Annotated in this window: 14 protein-coding genes and 2 pseudogenes; 5 read left to right on the forward strand and 11 right to left on the reverse strand. The window is 70.3% G+C overall.

Features of this window, described 5'->3' with window-relative positions:
• The first annotated feature begins 441 nt into the window (after positions 1-441).
• Both ABZX65_RS23880 and ABZX65_RS23885 read left to right on the forward strand, forming a co-directional pair.
• Positions 442-3,372 (forward strand): VCBS repeat-containing protein, encoded by a 2,931-nt coding sequence (locus ABZX65_RS23880; RefSeq protein ID WP_355343441.1) that lies wholly within the window; start codon positions 442-444, stop codon positions 3,370-3,372.
• 134 nt (positions 3,373-3,506) lie between these two features.
• Positions 3,507-5,198 carry a VCBS repeat-containing protein gene (locus ABZX65_RS23885; RefSeq protein ID WP_355343444.1) on the forward strand — a complete coding sequence of 564 codons (1,692 nt, stop codon included), beginning with the start codon at positions 3,507-3,509 and terminating at the stop codon, positions 5,196-5,198.
• 1,049 nt (positions 5,199-6,247) lie between these two features.
• Here the strand turns inward: ABZX65_RS23885 and ABZX65_RS23890 are convergent.
• From ABZX65_RS23890 to ABZX65_RS23900, 3 genes and pseudogenes are all read right to left on the reverse strand, one after another.
• Complete coding sequence (locus ABZX65_RS23890; RefSeq protein WP_355343447.1) at positions 6,248-7,165, reverse strand: hypothetical protein; 918 nt, start codon at positions 7,163-7,165, stop codon at positions 6,248-6,250.
• 885 nt (positions 7,166-8,050) lie between these two features.
• Positions 8,051-8,293: a hypothetical protein gene (locus ABZX65_RS23895; protein ID WP_355343450.1), complete on the reverse strand. Its 243-nt coding sequence runs from the start codon at positions 8,291-8,293 to the stop codon at positions 8,051-8,053.
• 849 nt (positions 8,294-9,142) lie between these two features.
• Positions 9,143-9,723: pseudogene (locus ABZX65_RS23900) on the reverse strand (dihydrofolate reductase family protein).
• A 240-nt stretch (positions 9,724-9,963) separates the two neighbouring features.
• Here ABZX65_RS23900 and ABZX65_RS23905 point away from each other — a divergent pair.
• Positions 9,964-10,464 (forward strand): hypothetical protein, encoded by a 501-nt coding sequence (locus ABZX65_RS23905; RefSeq protein WP_355343453.1) that lies wholly within the window; start codon positions 9,964-9,966, stop codon positions 10,462-10,464.
• Between the two features lie 107 nt (positions 10,465-10,571).
• Positions 10,572-11,455, forward strand: a pseudogene (locus ABZX65_RS23910) (transposase); the annotation flags it as partial.
• Between the two features lie 168 nt (positions 11,456-11,623).
• On the opposite strand, the gene ABZX65_RS23915 reads toward ABZX65_RS23910, so the two are convergent.
• From ABZX65_RS23915 to ABZX65_RS23950, 8 genes are all read right to left on the reverse strand, one after another.
• Entirely contained in the window at positions 11,624-12,136 is a 513-nt protein-coding gene (locus tag ABZX65_RS23915) for an AAA family ATPase (RefSeq protein WP_355343456.1), read from the reverse strand.
• A 910-nt stretch (positions 12,137-13,046) separates the two neighbouring features.
• On the reverse strand, positions 13,047-13,415 hold the full coding sequence (locus ABZX65_RS23920; RefSeq protein WP_355343459.1) for a VOC family protein: 369 nt from the start codon (positions 13,413-13,415) through the stop codon (positions 13,047-13,049).
• 116 nt (positions 13,416-13,531) lie between these two features.
• The gene (gene nagA, locus ABZX65_RS23925) at positions 13,532-14,704 is read right to left on the reverse strand and encodes an N-acetylglucosamine-6-phosphate deacetylase (protein WP_355343462.1); all 1,173 of its coding nucleotides are present in this window, start codon (positions 14,702-14,704) and stop codon (positions 13,532-13,534) included.
• The gene (locus tag ABZX65_RS23930) at positions 14,701-16,170 is read right to left on the reverse strand and encodes a glycoside hydrolase family 3 N-terminal domain-containing protein (protein ID WP_355343465.1); all 1,470 of its coding nucleotides are present in this window, start codon (positions 16,168-16,170) and stop codon (positions 14,701-14,703) included. Before ABZX65_RS23930 ends, nagA begins: the two co-directional genes overlap by 4 nt.
• A 65-nt stretch (positions 16,171-16,235) precedes the next feature.
• Positions 16,236-17,078, reverse strand: coding sequence for a carbohydrate ABC transporter permease (locus ABZX65_RS23935; RefSeq protein ID WP_355343469.1), 843 nt, complete (start codon positions 17,076-17,078; stop codon positions 16,236-16,238).
• Entirely contained in the window at positions 17,075-18,055 is a 981-nt protein-coding gene (locus ABZX65_RS23940) for a sugar ABC transporter permease (protein WP_355343472.1), read from the reverse strand. Before ABZX65_RS23940 ends, ABZX65_RS23935 begins: the two co-directional genes overlap by 4 nt.
• A gap of 16 nt (positions 18,056-18,071) precedes the next feature.
• Positions 18,072-19,358 (reverse strand): extracellular solute-binding protein, encoded by a 1,287-nt coding sequence (locus tag ABZX65_RS23945; protein ID WP_355343475.1) that lies wholly within the window; start codon positions 19,356-19,358, stop codon positions 18,072-18,074.
• Positions 19,359-19,363: 5 nt separating this feature from the next.
• On the reverse strand, positions 19,364-20,596 hold the full coding sequence (locus tag ABZX65_RS23950) for an ROK family protein (RefSeq protein ID WP_355343478.1): 1,233 nt from the start codon (positions 20,594-20,596) through the stop codon (positions 19,364-19,366).
• A 487-nt stretch (positions 20,597-21,083) separates the two neighbouring features.
• Here ABZX65_RS23950 and ABZX65_RS23955 point away from each other — a divergent pair, with 487 nt between their 5' ends.
• The gene (locus ABZX65_RS23955) at positions 21,084-21,917 is read left to right on the forward strand and encodes a tat (twin-arginine translocation) pathway signal sequence (protein ID WP_355343481.1); all 834 of its coding nucleotides are present in this window, start codon (positions 21,084-21,086) and stop codon (positions 21,915-21,917) included.
• The last annotated feature ends 38 nt before the right edge of the window (positions 21,918-21,955 follow it).

Consider the following 21,955-nt stretch of genomic DNA (forward strand, 5'->3'; position numbering starts at 1 on the left):
CGACCGCGAATTCTTCGCTTCGATTCCCATAGCACAAGAATTTGAATATTTGACAGGCTTCACCGCTTACCGGCGTTAATGGACGCCTATGCCCAACTTGCTCCGCCATCGTGAGCTGCACAGATGACCAGAAGGACTCCACGGGCGGTCCGGACTGGCTTGATCCATGTGCATACTCAATGCACGCGCAGACCCGCCTCCGAACGCGGGCGACCGCGCGGTTTTCTCCGATGCCACACGACGATCCGTGCTTCACGTGGCAACTGAAAGGATCCTGGTTTGAAGTATCGAAGGGGAGCGATGCGCACAGGAAGGTGGCGAATTCCACTCGCCGCTCTCGTGGTGGCCGCCGTGCTGTCTCCGGCGGCAACTGCCCTACCCGCTCAGGCAATTGACAGCACGTCATCCACGGCCACCGGGGGGACCGGGACGACCGATGAGGTGTCCGAGGCCGTCGCCCGTGCCGCCGAGACCGGGCAGCGGGCCGAGGTGCTCTCGGAACGCACCGAGACGGCACAGCTGTTCGCCAATCCGGACGGGACGTTCACGCGCGACCAGTACGCGACCGAGCAGCGCGTCCGTCAGGGCAACAAGCTGGTCGACATCGACACGACGCTGCACCGCGGTACGGACGGCCGGATCGCGCCCGCGGCGACCGCAGTCGGTCTGGAGTTCTCCGGCGGCGGCACCGCTCCGCTGGCCACCATCACCCGGGACGGCCGCAGCATGTCGCTGTCCTGGCCCACGGCCCTGCCCGCGCCAACGGTCAACGGCGACAGCGCCACGTACCCGGAGGTGCTGCCGGGCGTGGACCTGAAGGTGCGTGCCGGGACATCGGGCTTCGGCGAGCTGCTCGTGGTCAAGTCGGCGGATGCGGCGGCCGATCCGGCGCTGAAGACGCTCAGACTCAAGCTGGCCTCCGACGGCGTCGACGTCAGCACCGACGCCACCGGCAATCTGCGGGCGGTCAACCCTGCAGGGCAGGAGGTCTTCACCGCGCCCGTCCCGCGCATGTGGGACAGCACCACCGCACCGGCGGCCGCGCCCTCGGCCGGACAGCGGTCCCGGCTCGCCGCGTCTGCGCAGGACACGCCCGGACCCGCCGTCCCCACCGACGAGTTCGAGCCCGGCCACGGCTCGCAGCAGGCGGCCGTCCCGATCGACGTCACGTCCTCCACGGTGACGTTGACGCCCGACCAGTCCCTGCTGACCGGCGACGACGTCACGTACCCCGTCTACATCGACCCCACGATCGGCGGCTCCAAAGAGGCGTGGACGATCGCGTACAAGAAGTACCCGACGGGCACGTTCTACAACGGTGCCGGCTGGGGCGGCAGCGGTTCCTCCACCGGCGACGCCCGGGTCGGCTACGAGAACGAGACCAACGGCCTGGCCCGCTCGTTCTTCCGGATGGACTCCAACAACCTCTGGAACACCAACAAGGCGATCACCAAGTCCACCTTCCGGATCAAGAACTCGTGGTCATGGTCGTGCAACGACGCGAAGGCGGAGACGTGGCTGACGGGATCGATCTCCTCGTCGACCAGCTGGAACAACCAGCCGTCGTGGTCCACCAAGCTGTCCACCAGCACGGACTCCCACGGCTACAACTCCTCCTGCCCCGCCGGCAATCTCGCCTACGACGTCACCGCCGCGGCCAAGGAAGCCGCCACCAAGCACTGGCCGAACATCACGCTCGGCATGCGGGCCACGAGTGAGACCGACGTGTACGCGTGGAAGAAGTTCACGGCGAGCACCGCGGTGCTCTCCACCGACTACAACACCTACCCCGGCAAGCCGTCCGGCCTCTACACCAACCCGTCCTCCGGCAACGACTGCGGGGCCAACAGCACGTACACGACCATCGGCAACACCGATGTGACGCTCGGCGGCACCTTCTCCGACCCTGACGGAGGCACCATCAAGGCGCACTTCAACCTGTGGCCCACCGGTCACGGCGGCGCCACCAACGAGGTCAACACGACGGTCAGCGTGACCTCGGGCAAGAGCGCCAGGCTCCTCATCCCCAAGGCCACCCTGACCAAGCTGCTCAAGGACGACGGCATCACCGGGGCGGGCAACTTCAGCTGGCGCGCCAGCGCCGAGGACAGTTCGCTGAGCGGACCGTGGAGCACCAACTGCCACTTCACGTTCGACGCCGCCCGGCCCAGCAACCCGCCCAGTGCGGACTCCCAGCAATTTCCCGAAGCCGTGGACGGCTGGCCTGCCACCACCGGCCGGTCCCGCACCGAAGGCACCTTCACCCTCAGCAGCGGTGGGATCGCGGACGTCGCCAGTTACGAGTACTGGACCGACTGGGACCCGACGGTCCGCAACGCCGCACCCAAGACCGCGGGCGGCTCGGTCGACATCAAGCTGACACCGCCCGCCGCCGGCGCCCACACGCTGGCCGTGCGCAGCCTGGACAAGGGCGGCAACAGGTCGGACACCTTCTCCTACCGCTTCTACGCCAACGGCCCGGCCACCCCGGACAAGGCAGGCGACCTCAACGGCGACGGCACCTCCGACATGTACGGCGTCACCACCGACGGCGATCTGCGCTTCTACGCGGGCCAGGGCAGCGGCTTCCTCGCCCCGTACACCGCCGGAGGGGCCACCGACTTCAACGGCGCCTCCATCACCCACCGCGGTGACTGGACCGCCGACGGCTACGAGGACCTCGTCGCTCTCCTTCCCGGTACCGACGGAAAGTCGCTGGAGGTCTTCCCCAACAACGGATTCGGCTACGCCTGCACCGCCAGGGACGAACAGGCCGACGGACAGTCCCAGTCCTGCCTCTACGACGAACAGCAGCTCAGCGTCTACGACCCGGCCAACGACCACTTCTCCGACGCCGACCAGATCCTCGCGATCGGCGACGTCGACGGCGGGCTGGACACCGACGGCGACGGCACCATCGACGTGCCTCCGCACACCGACCTGCTCGTGAAGGAAGGCGACCTGCTCTGGCTCTACTTCGGGTCCGACTCCTTCTACCTCGACGAGACCACTCCGCCCGTCCTGGTCGGCAACGGCAGCTGGTCCGGCTTCGACCTGACCGCGCCCGGGGACCGTGTCGGCGACGGCCACGTCGACCTCGTCGCCCGCAGCAAGGCCAACGGTGACCTGCGGTTCTACAACGGCACCGGAACGAACGGCGACGGGCTCGGTTCGGCTCCGACCGTGATCGGCACCAACTGGACGCCGGCCAACCGCCCGCTGCTCACCGCGGCCCCGGACGCCGACGGGGACGGCAAGCCCGACGTCTGGTCCTCCGGAGGAGACGGCAAGCTCTACTTCTACTCCGGCATCCAGGGCTCCGGCACCGCGGTCGGCACCGCCGGCTGGAACGGCTTCCAGCAAATCGCCTGACCCGAAGTCCGCACTCCTTTCGCGGCGGGCCGCACCGCGGCCCGCCCCTCCACCTCAAGGAATCGCACGTGAAGCACGTCTCTCACCGACGCGTAGCGGCTGCGGCCGCCGTGGCTCTGGCTGCGGGCACCGCCGTGAGCCTTCCGCCCGTCGCCGCGGCGGACGCACCGCCTTCCGGACCGGCGATCGCCGTCGGTGACGCGCACATCGCCATGTACGGAGAGCCGGGCGATCTGGACGTCACCGTGACCGCACCTCCGGCCGCGGATGCCTACATACGCCTGGACCTGCAGGACTCCGGGCTCGATCAGCTCCGCGTCACCGACGACACGGGCAACGCCGTACCCGTGGTGCGGCGGCCCGGCCTCGCGGCGACCGTCACGATCGGCGACACCGACAGCGATCACAACGGCATTCCCGGCGCACCGCTCCAAGCGGGAACGGTGCATCTCCACGTGTCGGCCGGATACCCGATCGCGGAGGCGATCCCGGTGACCGGCTCCATCATCGCCGGCTCCGACGGCAAGGTCGTCGCACACAGCACGATCGCCACCAACGGCGGCATCTTCATCGCCCAACCCCACCTCTCGGCCTCCTGGACGTCCGCGAGCGGCACGCAGGTGCCGTGGGGAGCCGCCGTCCCGATCGCGACCGGCGACACCCGGGCGACGACGGCAACCGTACGGACACGACGGGTTGGTACGGCTCCGGCCGCCTCGTCGACGCGATGGACACTGCCTGCCGACGCGATCACCGCCGCCGGATACACTGCCCGGCAACTCGCGGCCGGACTGCACGTCGCCTACGCCACCGACGGCACAGCCTTCCGCACCGCCTCCTGGAGCATCACCGACGACGGATCCCTCACGCTGCAACTGCCGGCCCATCAGTGGGACGCCACGGCGGACGGCGAGCTTCTGGAGCGCCTGGAAGTCACCAGTGACTGGGGGCTGCCCGCCGGTACGCTCGACGGCCGTCTTGAGACCATCGGCGCCGACGGCCGCCCCTACGACAGTGCGGCCACCCGCCTGACGCTGACGGCCGACACGGTCCCCGCCGGCCACCGCGCCGCCTTCTACGGCCGTGACAGCGCCGGGACCCTGTGGCAGTACCAGGCCACTCCCGACCCGGCCGCTCCCGGCAAGCTCGGGCCCAGGACGCGGGTCGGCCCCGGCTGGAACACCTACACCACGATCGCCCCGCTTGGCTCGCTGACCGCGGCCGGTACCGGAGACCTGGTGGCACGCGACCACGACGGCGTGCTCTGGTACTACCGGGGCACCGGCAAGTCCGGCGGCCCGTTCTCGGCACGCACGCGCGTCGGCTCCGGCTGGAACACCTACACCACCATCGTCGGCGCGGGAGACGTCAACGGCGACGGACACCCCGACCTCATCGCCCGCGACCACAACGGAACCCTCTGGTACTACCGCAGCACGGGCGATGCCAAGGCGCCCTTCGCACGCCGGACCCTGGTCGGACCCGGCTGGAACACCTACACCACCATCGTCGGCGCAGGTGACGTCAACGGCGACGGACACCCCGACCTCATCGCCCGCGACCACAACGGAACCCTCTGGTACTACGGCGGCACCGGCAGGACCACGGATCCGTACACGCGCCGCACGCAGGTCGGTCCCGGCTGGAACACCTACAGCCGCATCGTCGGCGTCGGCGACATGACCGGCGACGGACACCCCGATCTGCTGGCCGCCGATTCCGCAGGGAAACTCTGGTACTACCGCGGCACCGGCGACCCCAAGGCGCCCTACGCGCGCCGGGTCCAGGTCGGCACCGGCTGGAACATGTACTCCGTCCTGCTCTGACCGCGTCGTCGAACCGGACCTCGTACCCGTGGGTTCCTCTTGGCGTCCTGACAAGGACGCCAAGAGGAACCTGCCGACCGGATCCTTGCTTGGGCTCCCGCCCCGCAAGAAGGCCCTCGTCGGTCAGCATGGCACGCGCCACGTTCATTCATCGCGCCTCACGCCGATGGCCTCATGCCGAGACCGTCGGCAGCGTTGCGCAGTCCCTCAGCTACGTACTGGAGATCTTCACTGCCCACAGCGCTCACCATTGCCGTCGCCACACCCGACCAGGCGGATGGGCAACGGGCGGATGTGCTCGCGGTTCGTCATCATGATTGCGGCCGTGTGCGCGGGCGCTAGTACATCCGCGCATCCACGATTCACCGTTGAATCTCATGCATAGCGGCTGCGATGAGCTGGTTGGCCTCTTGCTGGTAGCCCTGGAGCGGTTTGGCGTAGACGCGGTAGAGAACGGTGTGGCTGTGCCCGGCACGCCGGGCGGCTTCGGCGGGTGGGATCCCGGCGGTGATCCACGAAGAGATGCCCGCGTGGCGTAGGCAGTAGTGGACCTCGGCAAAAAGGCTTTCTACATCCTGTGCGTGCAGTGTGTCCTGTCAGGCGTCTTGCCAGATGCCGCAGTATTCGGTGGAGCGGACGCGTCCGCCGCGTGCTGCGCGGAAGAGTCTGCCGTCGGGTGCGGTGCCGCAGCGCTTTTGACGTCCGGCAGGAGTCCGGCGTCAAGGAGGCCGGCGTCGGCGCTGACGCCGGACCTGGGGAAGGGCCGGGCCGCGGCGGCCGCCGGGTGCGGAGGCCGGCCGCAGGAACTCCAGGGGCCGCCGGCCGCGGGGCGGACCTGGCCGGCGGCGTCGGCGGCGGCGGGGTCCTGCCGGCCGTGCGGCCCCGCTCGTCACCGGCCGGCTGACAGCTGCCGCCCGGGCGGTGTGCTACTCGTGTGCGAGCGTCATCGTTTCGGGGCCCTTGCCGGCGGTGTCGGCGCAGCGGAAGTGTCCTTCGCTCTGCTGTTCGCCGGCGGCCAGGGCCAGGCAGAGGCCCAGGGCGAGCTGGCCCTAGAAGTCCGGGTGCAGGCTCTCCTGGCGCTCGCCCTGTGCGAGCCCGGTGACCAGGAAGCGGACCCACTCACTGGCGGCGGGGGCGGGCGGTTCGCCCGCGGTCGCCTGGCGGGCCTGGTCGGCACAGACCTCCCTGCCCTGGAAGGCCGCTGACAGGTCGAGGAATTCGGTGTGCCGCGCGGTGGCCACCTGTGCGAGTTCCGCGGTCATCTCGGGCACCAGGGTGTCGTGCGCCCAGTCGAGGTCGGTGTCGGAGAACGGGCAGCCGCCCGTGGTGAAGCGCTTGTAGCCCCTGGCCGGGTACCGGTTCCGGGCGGCGTCGGGCAGCGGGGAGGGGTAGGACTGCAGGACGAGCCGGTAGGAGCCGTCCTGCTGTCCCGCCTGGCGCATCACCGCACGGATGCTGTCCACGGCTCTGCCGGCCTCCTCGCGCATCCGGGCGAAGCGGCCTTCCACCGCCTTCTGCTGGGCGGCGGCGCAGGTGTGGCTGCTGCCCGGCTTCAGGAACTCCTTGGCGCACGCGAGGATGACGTCCGAGAAGCCGATGTCGTTGCCGCCGACGGACAACGCGATCAGCCTCACCCGGTGCCCGGCGGCCACCGCGCGCAACTGGTCCGCCTGCGGCTCCTCGCCCTTGAACCGCTCTCCGCCGTCCCCCTTCGCGTACACGGCCCTGGCCAGGGCGCCGGAGCAGGCGAGGTTGACGCGTTCGGGGGCGCCGTCGGTGAACGGCGCATTGTCGATCTCCGCCGAGTCGGAACGGTTGCAGTGGTCGGCGTAGCTTGCCCCGTACACCAGCGCGGGCAGGTAGGCCCCGTTCCGGTAGGCCCGGTCGGTGCCGTTCCGGCTGCCGGTCACCGCGGTGCTGTTGCCCTGCCAGCGCCCCGCCTCACCCGAGATGAAGCTGTCACCCATCGAGCCCACGAGACCCCGGTCCCCGGCCGTCCCCGGCGCTGTCCCGGCGTGCGCCGGTGCGAGGCCAGCCCCGGCCGTCATCGCGCAGACGGCCGCGGCCAGGCCCACCGTTGTGACTGTTCGTGTGCGTCGTGTCATACGCCGACAGGTACGTCCCGCCCCGCCCCCCCCCGGAGACAACACGCCGCGCCCGTGCGGGCCCGGCAGCCGATGGCCCACACGGGCTGGCTGCTGGAAGCCGAGCCCGACGGAACCGATGCCTGTGGACTGTGCCTCAGGGTCCGCCGCGCGGCGGACCGCGGACCCCTGAAGCAGACCTCCCGGAAGCCCCCGGAGGCGATGCGCCGAAGCCGCCGCCCCGCGGCACCCCGCAGGCCCGCGCGCACCGGGCGGCCCAGGTTCCCGGGGGGCAGGCGGCCGGCGATCCGGCGGATCGACCCGCCGCCCGACGACGCGGCCATCTTCACCCCGCGCTGTCGCCCCGTCCCGGCGCACCTCGCACACCCGGCGCACGGCGACATCCTTGCCGCGGGGCGCCCACGACACAGGGGCAGCCGCATACCGGACACAGCCCGGAGCAGGACAGCAGCCCACCGCGAGCCGCGTACCAGACATGGCCCGAACAAGCAGGGCACGGCAGGCCGTCCGCGCCCGCACCCCCGCGCGTCGGTGACGGCGGCGCGGCAGCAGAAACTCGACGAAGTTCGGCAAGGGAGCGGCGCAGACCGCTGGGGTCGCGGCCCAGGAGGAAGGCCGCACGGGTGACCGGCCTGCCGCCTCCGGGCGGCCAGAGCGACCACGCGCAGCACGAGGCAGACCCCGCACCCCGCATCACACCAGCCTGCCCCGCCCCCGGGAACACAGGGGGCGGGGCAGGCACGACAGTCAGGAAGAGACGGGGTGGCCTCCGTCGCCTTCGATGACGGTGCGTCCCGCTTCCCCCGCACCGGGCTCTTCAACGATGGTCACGTCCACCGCGCCGTCACCGGTCGTGTCGAACTGGTAGAGGTCGGGCTTGCCGTCACCGGTGGTGTCGGTCATCCATACGTCGGGTTTTCCGTCACCGTTGGTGTCGACGCTGAGGAGGAGGTGGTCTTCGGCGGGTGTTCCAGTCGTCTCATCGGCCATAGCGGCCGGATGCCCCCGCACCTGACCCCCAAACCGCTGGCGAACCCCCGGGAAACCACGGGGAAGGACGCACCGCAGGACTCCGTCACCCTCCACGGCAGCAACGTCAACCCGGTGGACGGCAAGATCCGCTCCGGCACCATCGAAACGGTCTACCCACCACGCTGCCCCCTGCGCCCCGCGGGGAGATCGCCAGCGTGGCCGACGCCGCCGGGCAGGACGTCCACACCCTCAGGACCCGCGACGAGGCCCTCGGGCCGGTCTGACACCGGCACCCACGCCCAGCACGCCCTGGCACCCCAAGCCCGCCGGCCAACAACTCCGCGCACAGCCCCAGACGATCCGCCGACAAAGGGCACCCGCCCCGCACTGCAGAACCCGACAAGGAACGCACAACGGCCACACAGCGGACAGCGGCCGGGCGCGCATACCATGCCCCGGCCACCAGCCAGCCGGGATCCGCCTTGGGAAGCGGCCGGCCACTCGGGGTGTCGGGCCTGCAGGCACCGTCGTTCCTGCTGGAGGGTCACGCGGGCACCGGACAGCGCCGCCGCCTTGGCCCCGAGTCGTTCGACGGACAGTGCCCCGTGCACACCCAGTTCGGCACGCAACGACTCCCAGAGCAGATACACCGCGCCGGACGACGACCCCGCGAACCACCCTTCCCTCGGACAAACCGCGCCTCCGCACAGCAGACAGCCCCCCCTCCCAAGAGATTCAGCCGCAGGCACCGGACGAGGCGACAGACTCAACTCCCGGCATTGGGGACCGCATTGTGTCTGGCCACGAGGGGGCGCCCTGTGTGTGTTCGATCGCGGTGGACTTCTTCGCGGAGTCGGCTCAGGTCGGTCAGCGGCGCACCTGATAGCGCAGGTGAAGGACGCGGTTGCCCTGGATTACCACGTCAGGGTCTTCCAACAGGTGCTGCGCGGGGGCCGAACCGAAGTAGCGCTTGCCGGAGCCGAACACGACGGGTACGACGTCCATGCGGACCTCGTCGACCAGGCCGGCGGCGAGCACCTGGCCACCGACGTCGCCGGCGGCGACCTCGACCAGGCGGTCACCCGCGAGCTCCTGTGCCTTGGCCACGGCTGCCTCGACGCCACCGACGAAGTGGAAGGGCGCCTCGGGGTCCCAACCCTCGGGCGTCGGCCGGTGGGTCACGACGACCATGTGGTCGATCCCGCTCGGCGGCTTCCCGTCCCAGCCGTCCGTCAGGTCGAAGACGTGGCGGCCGACGACGGTGACTCCGATCTGGTCCCAGTACGGCCGGATGTAGTCGTAGGACGCCTGCGACACCGTCAGCACGCCGCTCTCGTCCAGCGGGACGTCACCGCTGGACAGCCAGTCGAACAACGTCCGGGCTGGTCTTTGTCGTCGGCGACGAAGCCGTCCACCGACACCGAGCTGTACATGACCACCTTGCCCACGGGGCTCTCCTCTGCTGTTGGGGTGCCGCAAAATTAGCGTGTCGTGAACTGTCGCCTCCGGGCTCGCCGTGCCTTGATCCCGGTCAATCCACAGCCAGGAAGCCCGACCTGCGGCGGCCCACACTCGCCGTACGCTTGTTGTTCAACCTTCGCGTGGCTCTCGGCGGGGATGGCAGGGGGTCGCACACGAGGCGTCGAATCGGGGTGCGCTAGCTCCGTGGGCAGTTGCATACTCACCGCATGGCCTCGTCCTCCGGTCGGTTCCGAGATCCGCGCAGCACCAAGTACGACTTCCTTAGCTCGATCATGGTGCGATGCCCTGGCTGCGCGAAAGCCGCCCTTGTCATTCCAGCGGCCGACAGCTCTGGCTGCGGAGGTCGGACCCTGTTCAGGCCGAGGCGTCTGGTCTGCCGTAGCTGCGGCTTGTCACGGCTGTGGAACGGCCGTGCTGTCGCCCTCTCCCGAGGCACCGCCGCGCCAGCGACGGATCCATACTTCGGCGTGCCGTTGTGGCTCCAAATTGAGACTCGACACGGGTGGTTGTGGGCCTACGACCTGGAACACCTCGACTTGCTGCGGCGCTTCGTCCAAGCGTCGCTGCGCGAACGAGCGCCCTGGTACGACACCGGGAAGAAGATGACGTTGGTCGCCCGTCTGCCACCGTGGATCAAGCGCGCGAAGAATCGGGACGAGATCCTGCGCGGCATCGCTCGAATCCGCGCATCACTGGTCTGTGCCTGACTGTCTCCTGCCAGCGCCAGGAGCGTTTCCACCTTTTCCGGAAAGCGGCGCAGTCTTGGTGTGATCATGTGCGTTGTCGATCATGCCAAGGCCGCGAGGTGAGGCTGCTGCACGACGCTGTCCGCGTCGAGTCCCTGGCTGGGTTGTCCCGGTTCCGGACGGACTTCCAGGACTGCCTGACCCCCCCGTGCCGACGCGCTGTTCGACCTGGCCGACGCGGTGCTGTGCACCGACGGGCCGGTGCGGTCGCTGATCGATCTCGCCCTGGCGCCGGAGCATCGCCGGGGTCACGCTTCCCTCTACGCCGGGCTGAACCGCGGCGGGCTCGATGTCGCCCGGCTGCGGGCTCTGGCCGGGGTGCCGTTGCCGCGAGCGGCCGGCGGGCGGCTGGTCCTGGCCGTCGACGTTTGACCGTGGCTGCGGCCGGACGCCGGCACCGTGCCGGACCGCTCGTTCTGCCACACCTACGGCCGCGGCGGCGCGAAGCATCAGATGATGCCCGGTTGGCCGTACTCGGTCATCGTCGCGCTGGAGACCGGCCGCACCTCCTGGTCCGCCCCCCCTGGACGCGGTCCGTCTCACCCCCCGGCGTCGACCTTGCCGCCACTACCGCCGCCCAGGTCCGTGAGGTCATCGATCGCCTCATCGCCGCAGGTCAGTCGGGTGAAGGGGATCCGGACATCCTGATCGTTCCGGACGCCGGCTAGACGCGCCGCGCATCGCCTACCCGCTGTCCGGTCTGCCGGTCGAGGTCCTGGGCCGACCCCGTTCGGACCGGGTGATGCGTCGGCCGGCACCCTCGTGGGAGGAGTTCTACCGGGCACACCCGAAGGGCGACCGGCTGCCCAAGCACGGCGGGGAGTTCGTCTTCGGCGACCCCGCCACCTGGGGCCAGAAGTAGGCCGTCACCGACACCCGGCACCACGGCACGGCAGCCGCCCAGGCGTGGGACCGGCTGCACCCCAGGCTGACCCAGTGGGCCGCATGGCTCGCCGCGCCACGACGTGGGACGAGTCCTCACCGGCAGCGAGGCATACCAACGACCGGCCCACCACAAGGTCGGCACCAAACCCCGGCGAACTGGTTAAAAAACAAGGTAGGAGCCCGTTGCTGAGCCGGTCATGACATAGCGCGGTGCGTCAGCCTTCGGTGGCCTCGGTTAGCGGCCGCCGGAGCGATCAAGATGGTGAAGGAGCAGGGCGAGTGACTGCTGCGGGTCCTGTCCGGCGGTGTCGATGACGAGGTGTTCGCGGTTCCACGGCTCGTAGTCGCGGTTGAGGACCTGCTGCCAGTCGGGCAGGGGCAGGTCGGGGATGTCGATCGATCGTGTGGTCACGCGCTCGCGGTGCTCGGCAGGGTCCGAGCAGATGACTTCCACTTCGACGACGGGGACAGCCACCCGGGTCCCCGCGCTCTGCCAGCTGTCGCGGGTGACCGCCATGGGGTTCACGGATTCCGCGATCACGGTCAGTCCTTGCCGGAGATGTTCCTCGGCCAGGGCGTATCCGATGACGTAGCCCGCCGGTCCGACGGGGTGCTGTGCCAGCCCCGAGCGGACGATGGCCTGTTCGATGGTGTCGATACGCAGGTGGACCGCGCCGATGCGCGCCGCAGCCAGCCGGGCCAGGGTGGTCTTGCCGGTGCCGGGGAGTCCGCCGATCACAATGAGCATGCCCCCATCCTGCCGGAGCCGGAAAGCCACGAAGCAGGCGGTGCCGTGGGAGCGCTGGTGCCGGTCCGGGACGCTGGCCCGACCCGTCGCTGCCGAGCCTCTCCTCCTCGCGGGCGACCTGCCGGGCGACGAGGTCACGGTCGGCGTACGGGGTGACGGCGGCGAGTGCCAGGCCCCGGAGTCCGGCCCCTGGCACTCGGTGAGATCCGGGCGGGCGACGCTGCCGCGCCCACCGGGGAAACGGGCCCCTGTTACGTGGGCCGGACCGTGTGTACGCCCCCGGCCATCCGGGTGCACTTACCGTTGTTGCCCGGCCCTCCCGGACCCAGATGTCGCGGACGCTGAAGGCATAGCTGAAGGACTTGTCCAGGGTGTGGCCGGCCCCCGCGACGTACACCCACTCATCCCGGGTCCCACCGTCGGCATACGTGGCGCGGAACTGCACGCAGGCCCCCTTGCCCTCGCCCTCGGCGTCCTCAACGGTGACGCCGATCTGGACCCTGCCGCTGCCCAGCGGTGCATCCCTCCCCGTGCGTGCAGGCCCCCGCGATGTCCCCGGCCGTGCCGGTGCTGCCCCAACTCCCGCAGCCCGCGGCGGAAGCGCTCTGTGCGGGACCCACGATGAACGCCCCGCACACCGGAGCGAGCGCGCCGATCGACGCCGACGCGGCCTTGAACATCAGTGCTGTCATGCCCCTTTTCTCCATCAGGAGAATGCTGTCCCGGGGTCGTGGCGGCGCAGGGCGGACCGCACCGCCCGGCTCTCTGACACACTCACCGGCCGCCCCACCCCCTGACCCGCACAGATACCGCCCCGCATCACGAAGCCACGGGACGCCGCACAGACCACCAGCCACCGCGAATCAAATACACGACAACAACCACCACCAGGACCCACCCCACAGCAGCCTCAGCACGCCGGGACCGGCTGGGTGAGATTCACCGGATTGCCGTCAGGATCCGAGATGTGGGCGACACGTTGTCCCCACGGCATGTCGGTGGGGCCGCCGCGGACCGAGCCGCCCAGCGCCTCCACCCGCCCGAGCGTCTCCTCGACGTCGGCGACACCGATGCTGAGCAGGATCCGCGGCGCCGCAGGTGTACCCGGGTCCGCCTTGGCCACCAGCCCGAGGTCGGTGTCGCCGATGCGCAAGCCGAGGTAGAAGGCCGGGCCTTCCGCCGGCTCCCGGAAGATCTCCTCAGCGCCGAACAACTGCGTATAGAAGCCGAGCAGAACGTCCTGGTTCGCGGTCACGATCACGGGCTGGATGGTGGACATGGCACTCCTGTCGAGAACGGTCGTGTCGCTGGGTAGACCGTTCGGCGACGGCGAACTCATCGGACCCAGCACGCGGGCACCCGGACCGGCACCGGGCGCCCACGCACTGCATTCCCCTACCGCCCCGCGCCGCCGCCGGGCAGGACCGGGCGGCCCCCCAGCCAGACACGGGACGGGGACAGGGACGCGTCCAGCTCCACCAAGTCCGCCCGCAGGCCCGGGCGCAGGGCGCCGCGGTCGGACAGGCCCAGCAGCCGGGCCGGGGTGGTGGACGACATGCGGACGGCGTCCGCGAGCGGCAGACCCACCGTAGTGACCGAGCGGCCGAACGCACGGGACACGAAGAGCGTCGAACCCGCGAGAGTGTCCGTGCCGCACAGCCGGGCCGCGCCTCCCGACACCGTCACCTCACGGTCCGCGAAACGGTACGTGCCGTCGCCCATGCCCGCCGCCGGCATCGCGTCGCTGACCAGGAGCAGGCGGTCGGCGCCTGCCGTGCGGTGGGCCAGGCGCACCGTGTCGTCGGCCAGGTGGTGGCCGTCGACGATCAGCTCGCAGGACAGCCGGGGGTCCAGGAGCGCCGCCGCGACGGGGCCCGGTTGCCGGTGGTCCAGCGGGGGCATCGCGTTGAACAAATGGGTCACCGAGCGGGCGCCCGCACCGGCCGCCCGCGCGAAGACCGCCGCGGACGCTTCGGTGTGGCCGAGGCTGATCACGAGACGATCGGCGTACTCCCTGATCAGCTCCAGCGCACCGGGCAGTTCCGGAGCCACCGTCATCGACACCGCATGGCCCCCGGCCGCGGTCAGCAGCCGCTCGACCACCGCACGGTCCGGCGCCCGCAGCGCGTCCGGGCTCTGCGCGCCGCGGCGGCCCGGCGACAGGAACGGGCCCTCGAAATGGATGCCCACCACGTTGGGCGCGGATCCGTCGTCGATGACCGAGGCGACCGCGCGCGCCGCCGCCTCCATCGCGGGCAGGGCGAGGCTGGCCACCGACGCGAGCATCGACGTGGTGCCGCGGGCTAGGTGCCCGGCCGCGGCGATCCGTACGTCGTCGGCGTTGCCGGTGTAGACCGAACGGCCCGCCCCGCCGTGACAGTGCGGATCGACGAACCCCGGCACGACCAGCCGCCCCCGCAGATCCACCACCGGCTCCGGCACCGGGGGCGGACCGCCCTCGCCCATGGCATGGATCAGACCGTCGCGGACCAGCAGCCACCCCGGTGTCACACCGCCGTCGGCCCGCACGAAGCGCCCGCCGGTCAGCACCTGCCCGCCGCCGGTCACCCGGCAGCCAGCAGCACGTCCACCGCAGCCCGCGCACACACCCCGGAGGCGCCGAACGTCCGCACCCAGCCGCGGAATCCGCCGAAGTCGTCGCCCGGCACGCCCATGTCGACCACGACGCACTCCGGCCACCGGGCCAGGACCTCGTCCAGGACCGGCCGCTGCCAGGGGAAGCGGTGCGGGCTGCGGACCAGCAGCACGACGTCGGCGTCCGGCCCGAACTCGTCCAGGTACAGGCCGATCTCGGCCCTGATCACTCCCTCCGCGTTGTACGTGTCACCGGCCACCGCCACCGACTCCACCTCAAGACCCGCCGCCCGCAACGGCTCCGCGATCCCCCACGACGCACCGCCCTGAGCGGGCGAATGCGTCGGGTCCAGCCGGACCACCATCACCTTCCGGCCGCGCAGCACCGGGTCGCCGTGGACCTCGACCACCTCGCGCGCCAGCCGCGCGCCCACCGCGTCGTCGTGCACGGCGCCGGTCGCCCTGGGGCGCGTGCCGAGCTTGGCGATACGGGCGTTGGCCTCGCGCAGCCGCTCCTCCGGGAGCCTGCCGTCCTCGACCGCCGCGACCAGGGCCGCGGCTGCCGCGTCCACGTCGTCGCCGAACGCCCACGCGCCCAGGCACAGCGCGTCCGCGCCCGCCGCGATCGCCCGGACCGACGCCTCCGGCAGCCCCGCCACATCGCTGATGCCGCGCATCTCCAGCGCGTCGGTGATCACGACCCCGTCGTACCCGAGCTCACCGCGCAGCAGACCCGTCAGAACCGCCGGGCTGATCGTGGCGGGCACCGTGTCGAGCTGCGTCAGCAGCACGTGGGAGACCATGATGCTGTCGACGCCCGCCGCGATCGCCGCTCGGAACGGGTCCAGATAGTGGTCGACCAGCTCCTGGCGGGAGAGGTCGACGGTGGGCGTGCCCAGGTGGGCGTCGGTGGAGCTCAGCCCGTGGCCGGGGAAGTGTTTGGCGCACGCGCTCACCCCCGCCGCCTGGAGACCCTCCACCCACGCGGCGGCGTGCCGGGCCACCAGAGTCCGGTCCGCGCCGAAACAGCGGATGCCGTTCGGGCTCAGGGGATTGACCGCCGTGTCGACGGCGGGCGCCAGGTCCCAGTCGATGCCGGCCGCCACCAGCGACAGCCCGATCTGGTACGCCGCCTCACGCGTCGACTCCGGATCGTCCAGCCGCCCCAGCGCGTGATTGCCGGGCACCGACGTACCCCCGTACGACTCCAGCCGGTTGACGTCACCGCCCTCCTCGTCGACGGACAGCAGCACATGCTCACGCAGGCCGTGCAGGTCGGACGTCAACTGCCGGATCTGCTCGGCGGAGGCGATGTCCTTGCCGAACAGGACGAAGCCGCCGAGTCCCTCCTCGACACGGGCGCGGGCCCACCGGGGCACGGTCTTGCGCCCCAGCGCGGGGAACAGCACGCCATGGGCAAGGCGTGACAGCTCGGTCATGGAATCCTCACTCCTTCGATCGGTAAGCCCTACAGCGAAAGCCGGTCCGGAACGCGGCACGCGGGTCATCCCTTGACCGCGCCGCTGGTCATACCGCCGACAAGACGGCGCTGCACCAGCAGGAAGAAGACCAGGACCGGCAGCGAGAAAATGGTGGAGGCGGCGATCATCGCGCCGTAATCGACGCTCTCCGACGTCTTGAACGACACCAGCCACACCGGGAGCGTGTAATTGCCCTGCGATTTCATGATCACGTAGGCGAACAGATAGTCGTCCCACGCGTTGACGAACGCGAAGATGGAAGTGGCGACGATGCCCGGCATCAGCAGCGGCAGCAGCACCCGTACGTACATCTGGAACCGGCCGCACCCGTCGACCAGCGCCGCCTCCTCCAGTTCCACCGGGACCCCGTCCACGAAGCCGCGCAGCGTCCAGATCGTGAACGGCAGCACGAACGTCATGTACGTCAGCACCAGGCCGGGTACGTAATCCAGCGCGTTGATGGAACGCAGCATCAGATACACCGGGATGACCATGGCCGCCGCCGGAATCATCTGCACCAGAACGAGGATCGCCAGCAGCACCTTCCGCCCCGCGAACCGGAAACGGGCTATGGCGATCGCCGCGAACAGCGCGATGACCAGCGACAGCACCACCGACGACAGGGTCACCGTCAGCGAATTGCGCACGAACACCCAGAAGTGCGGTTTGGCCAGGGCGCGTTGGAAGTTGCCCAGGCTGATCGGCCAGGGAATGAACTGCGGCACCGCGCTGAGGATCTTCCCGCGCGGCTTCAGCGCGGTGGCCACCATCCAGTAGACGGGGAAGAGCATCACCGCGGAGATCACCACGGCGATCGTGTTGTTGACGCTGCGGCGGCGCCGCGCGGGGGTCATGCGCATACTCATGCCGTCTCTCCCTGGTCGTCTCCCTGCTTCGCCGTCCTGCGGACGTAGGCGACGGAGAACACGGCGAGGATCAGTACGGTCACCACCGCGATCGTCGCGCCGCTGCCGTAGTCGTTGCGGCTGAAGGCGGTGATGTACGCGTACACCCCGAGCGTCGTGGTCTGCCCGTCGGGCCCGCCCTGCGTCAGCACCCAGATCGGGGTGAACGAATTCACCGACCAGATGACCTCCAGCAGGGTCAGGATCGCCAGCACCGGCCGCAGTACCGGAATCGTGATGTGCCGGAATGTCTGTAGCGTCCCCGCACCGTCCAGGCGCGCCGCCTCGTACAGCGACTCGGATATCTGGCCGCGCGCCGCGAAGAGCGTCAGCGCGACGAACGGCAGGCCCTTCCAGACCGTGAGCAGGATGACGAGCCCGAGCGCCTGGTGGGGGTGGGAGAACCAGTCGTACGCGGTGAGGTCTCCGAAGACCCGCACCTTGGTGAGCAGCCAGTTCGCGACCCCGTACTGCGGCTGGTACATCCACTGCCACACCAGCGTCGCCGCGACCATCGGCATCGCCCACACCAGGACCAGCGACACGGTCGTGACCACGCGGGCCCACGCCGAGACGCCGGTCAGCAGATGCGCGATCAGGAATCCGAGCACCATCAGCAGTGCCACGCACACCACGGTGAAGACCACCGTGCGCAGCAGGACCGAGCGGAAGTCCGCGTCGGAGAACAGGTGGGTGAAATTGTCGACGCCCACGAAATCGGCGTGCCCGGTGAACAGCGACCGGGGGCCGAAATCCTGCGTGGACAGCACCAGCAGGCGGAGCAGGGGATACCCCTGGATCAACAGCAGCGCGACAGCCGCGGGGGCGATCATCGCCCACGGCAGCAGACGCCGCCGGGCGGCGCCGCCCCGGGCCTGCGGCCGGGGGCGGACACCGGTCGGAGCGCGCCGGGCGCTCCGCTTTTCGGTCATTGCCATCGGGTTCCCCGAGGTCCTAGTGGAGCGAGTTGAATGCGTCGGTGGCGTGCTTGTCGTAGTCGGCGGACGCCTTGGCGATATCGGCGCCGCCCGCGATCTTCGAGAAGAACTGCTCGTTGTACCGCTCGGTCTCCAGCGTCGCCTCGCCCGGACTGCCCGGCAGCGGCTGGCTGATCTCCGCCGCCTTCGACGCGACGGTCAACTGCTCGGGAACACCGGTCGGGGTGAAGTCCGGCGAGATCGGCAGCAGATTGAGGGTGAGCGCCATCTTCTGCTGGAACTGCTTGCCGGTGATGATCCGCAGCCAGTCCTGGGCGGCCTTCTTGTCGGGGCTGTTCGCCGCGATGCCGATGGTCGAGCCGGACACGATCACCGGCATGGTCTTGTCCGCGGTGTAGCCCGGCATCGCGAAGAAGCCGATGTCGTCCTTGAGCGCGGGGTTCTTCTCCAGGACCGCCGCGGGCTCCCACGCCTTGACGTAGACCATCGCGGCCTTGCCGTCGGCGAAGAGCTGGTCCTGGTCGGGGCTGTCGGTGTTGACGCCGACCGAGGACTTGGTGGAGCAGGTGTTCTGGAAGGTGCGCCACGCGGCGAGGCCCGCCTGGTTGGCCGGTGAGGACATCTCGGCCTTCCAGCTGCCGTCCTTCTGCGTGGCGATGGTGCCGCCCTTGCCGAACAGGAACGGCATGCCGTTGAACCAGTACTGGCCCGGCAGGTAGAAGCCGGAGAAATTCGCCGTCTTCTTGTTGGCCGCCGCCAGCTTCCCGCAGTTCTCCTGGAGCTCGGCGACCGTCGTGGGCGGCTGCTGGATGCCCGCGTCGGCGAAGAGCTTCTTGTTGTACATGACGACCTTCGTGCCGCCGTAGAGCGGTGTGGCGTAGAGCTTGCCGTCGTACTGGGACGGGCCGGACAGCCCCGCCAGCCACTTCGCCGAGTTCTCGAAGCCGGCCTTCTCGGCGGTGAGGTCGGCGAGGCCGCCGGAGTACGTCTGAAGCGGGGTCTGCGTATTGCCCATCTCCACGATGTCCGGCGGATTCCCGCTGGCCAGCGCCGTGGTGATCTTCGTGGCGATGCCGTCCCACTGCTGGATCTGGACGTCGACCTTCATGTCGGGGTGCTGCTTGGCGAACGCGGCGTTGACGTCCTTGATGAGCGCGTTGTCACCGGGGCCGCCGGTCATCATCCAGACCGTCAGCTTGCCGTCGGAAGCGGCGTCCGCGCCGCCGCTGCCGCCACAGGCCGTCAGCGCGAGCGCCATGACCGGGACCGACGTGACCGCGTACCGCCACCGTGCACGGTTCATCCTTCTCACCTTTCTGCTGCTGGGGTGGGCTGGTCGCCCTGCGTGGTGCTGGTTGTGGGGCACGCGCCGAGCCGTTCGAGCACCAGGTGCCGGTCGACGTCGATGCCCGCGATGTGCTCGGCGCTGATGCCGAGCGACGTGTAGTGCCGGTCGAGGGAGGACGCCATGGCGCCGAGGAGCCCCGCGGAGTCGCCCAGGTCGGAGTGCCTGACCGCGCTGCGCACCCCGACGGTCTCCGCGACCTGGTCGCTGATGGCCGTGAGCGCGTCGGCGCCGAACGACTCGGAGAATCCGCCGGTCAGCACCACGGTCTTCGGCTCGTAGGCGAGCGCGACGATCGACACGAGGTGGGCGAGCGAGGCGTGCACCTCGGCGAGGAGATCGGCGTACGTCACCGGGTCGGCGAACAGTTCCTGGGCGCCGCGGACCTGAACGCCGCGGGTGGCGGCGTACGCGACCAGGTCCGCGCCGGATAGCAGATCGCGCAGCCGCTCGGCGCGGCCGGGCAGCGGGAGCCGTCCGAACTCGCCCAGCAGCCCCTGCTCGCCGAGCAGGACGCGCCCGTCGATCGAGACCGCGGAGCCGAGGCCGGTGCCCATCGCCAGCAGGACCGCGGTCTCCCGGTCGGGGAGCGATCCGTACTGGAGCTCACCGAGCATGGCGACATTGGAGTCGTTACCGACAGTAAGCGGAACTCCGACGAAGTCGGAGACCGCGTCGATGAAAGCGGTGCCCTTGATCTGGCCGAGATTGTGCGACGCGAGGACGGTCGTGCCGTCGCCGCTGACCACACCGGGCAGGCCGATCGTGACCGCCCGCAAAGGCGCGTCCTCCCGGTACCGGGTGACCAGGCCGGTGACCCGGTCGGCCACCCACCGGGCCAGCTCCTCGTCGGTCGCGCCGCGCGGAGTCGCGTCCCGGCTCCTGATCACCGCGCGGCCCAGCGCGTCGGCGACCACGACCCGGCAGTTGGTGCCGCCGAGGTCGATTCCGCAGACCAGAGCCGAGTCGGCGTTGAAACCGACCGCGGTGGACTGTCTGCCGGGGCCTTCGCGCACCAGTCTTTCGCCCTCGTGGACGAGCCGGTCCTCCATCAGGTCGTCGACGATCCGGAACACGGTCGCCCGGCTCAGGCCGGTGGTCGCGATCAACTGCTGACGGTCCATCTGGGCACCCGAGAGCAGCGCCGCCAGGACCGCGCTGCGGTTGGACGCTCGGGGTAGCGAGGTAGTTGCCACAATTCCTCTCAGGCTGAGATTAATTCGATGCGCTTACTGTAGCGACCAATCGGCGAACAGATCCAGACATGCGGATCACATTCCGGTAAAGCACGAGTGGTCACGGATGGTGACGGCTCCGAGATGCGGCGGAGCCGCCGGTGCCGCGGAGGCGTGCGGGGTGTGTGATGGGCCCGGGGCCGGGGCGCGCCGCTGTGCGGGGGGAGTTCGCGGCCGGGTGGGAGCGCGTCGGGGGGCGCGGGGCGTCTGACGCGTGGAGCCAACGCGGGCCTGGCGCACCGCAGTTCGGCGTCGCCATGTACGCACGCGCACCGGGGAGACGTCCGCGCCGCCCGCGGAAGGGGGTTAACCCCACCCCGAGTTGGAGGCTGGCCCCACAGACCGGCGGGGCGCGGTCTCGATAGCTTCCGGTTGCGGGGATCGCGGAGGAGACGCGGCTCCCGGACCTCGCGCGGAACGGCGCTCGCTCCTACTCGGGAAGATCTACATGAACAGCTTGGGACTTCTGCCCCGCTTGACCGCCACGCCGCGACGGCAGGCCGGGGCGCTGACCGCCTTGACCGGGGCGCTTCTGGTCGCCTTCTTCATCGCGCCGAACGCGCTCGCCCGCAGTTCGGTCAACACGGGGAACGTCAGCCACACGTTCCGCCGCGGGATGGTCGCCTACTGGGGCTCGGGCAGGGAGGGCTTTCCGGGCCAACTGGACGCGACGGTGAGCTTCTGGTTCCGCTTTCACGTGGTGAAAGCCGGTGTCTCGGCGCTGCTCCTCGCCACCGTCGTGGCGCTGGGCGTCGTCCTGTGGCGCCAGGCCAGGCAGCGGACCGGCGGGCGTGTGGGACGCCTGTCCGTCGTGGCGCCCGGGGCCGTCGTCACGCTCCTCGGGCTCTTCGCCCTGGTGGCGCTGGTGGCCAACGTGCAGGGTGCGGCGGCGCCGTTCGCCTCGCTGCTTCCCATGCTGACTGGGGGCGGCACGGACCGCGCACTCGACGGAACCCTGACCGACGTACGCAGGCAGCTCGCCGACTATCCCGCCGGTCAGCACTCCCCCGCGCTCACCGTCATGGTCAACGACTTCGCCGTCTACCACGCCGTCCTGGCCGCCATGGCCGCGCTCGTCGCGCTCGCGGCGGCGGTCGGATGCGTCCTGCTGTGGAGGCGGTCCAGGGCGGCGGCCGACGCCCGGTCGAAGCGCACGATGACGTTCGGCGTCGCCGCCGGCGCGGCGATGACGCTCATCGTGCTCGTCATCGCCTTCGCGAACGCCAGCAGCGCGGCGCACTCACCGCAGGCGCTGGCCGACTTCTTCGCCGGCGGGTGGTGACCCGTCCGGGGCGACCGCCGCTGAGGTCGGCCGCCCCG

The organism is Streptomyces sp. NPDC003300 (assembly GCF_040610915.1).
In the GTDB taxonomy this organism is placed as follows: Bacteria; Actinomycetota; Actinomycetes; order Streptomycetales; family Streptomycetaceae; genus Actinacidiphila.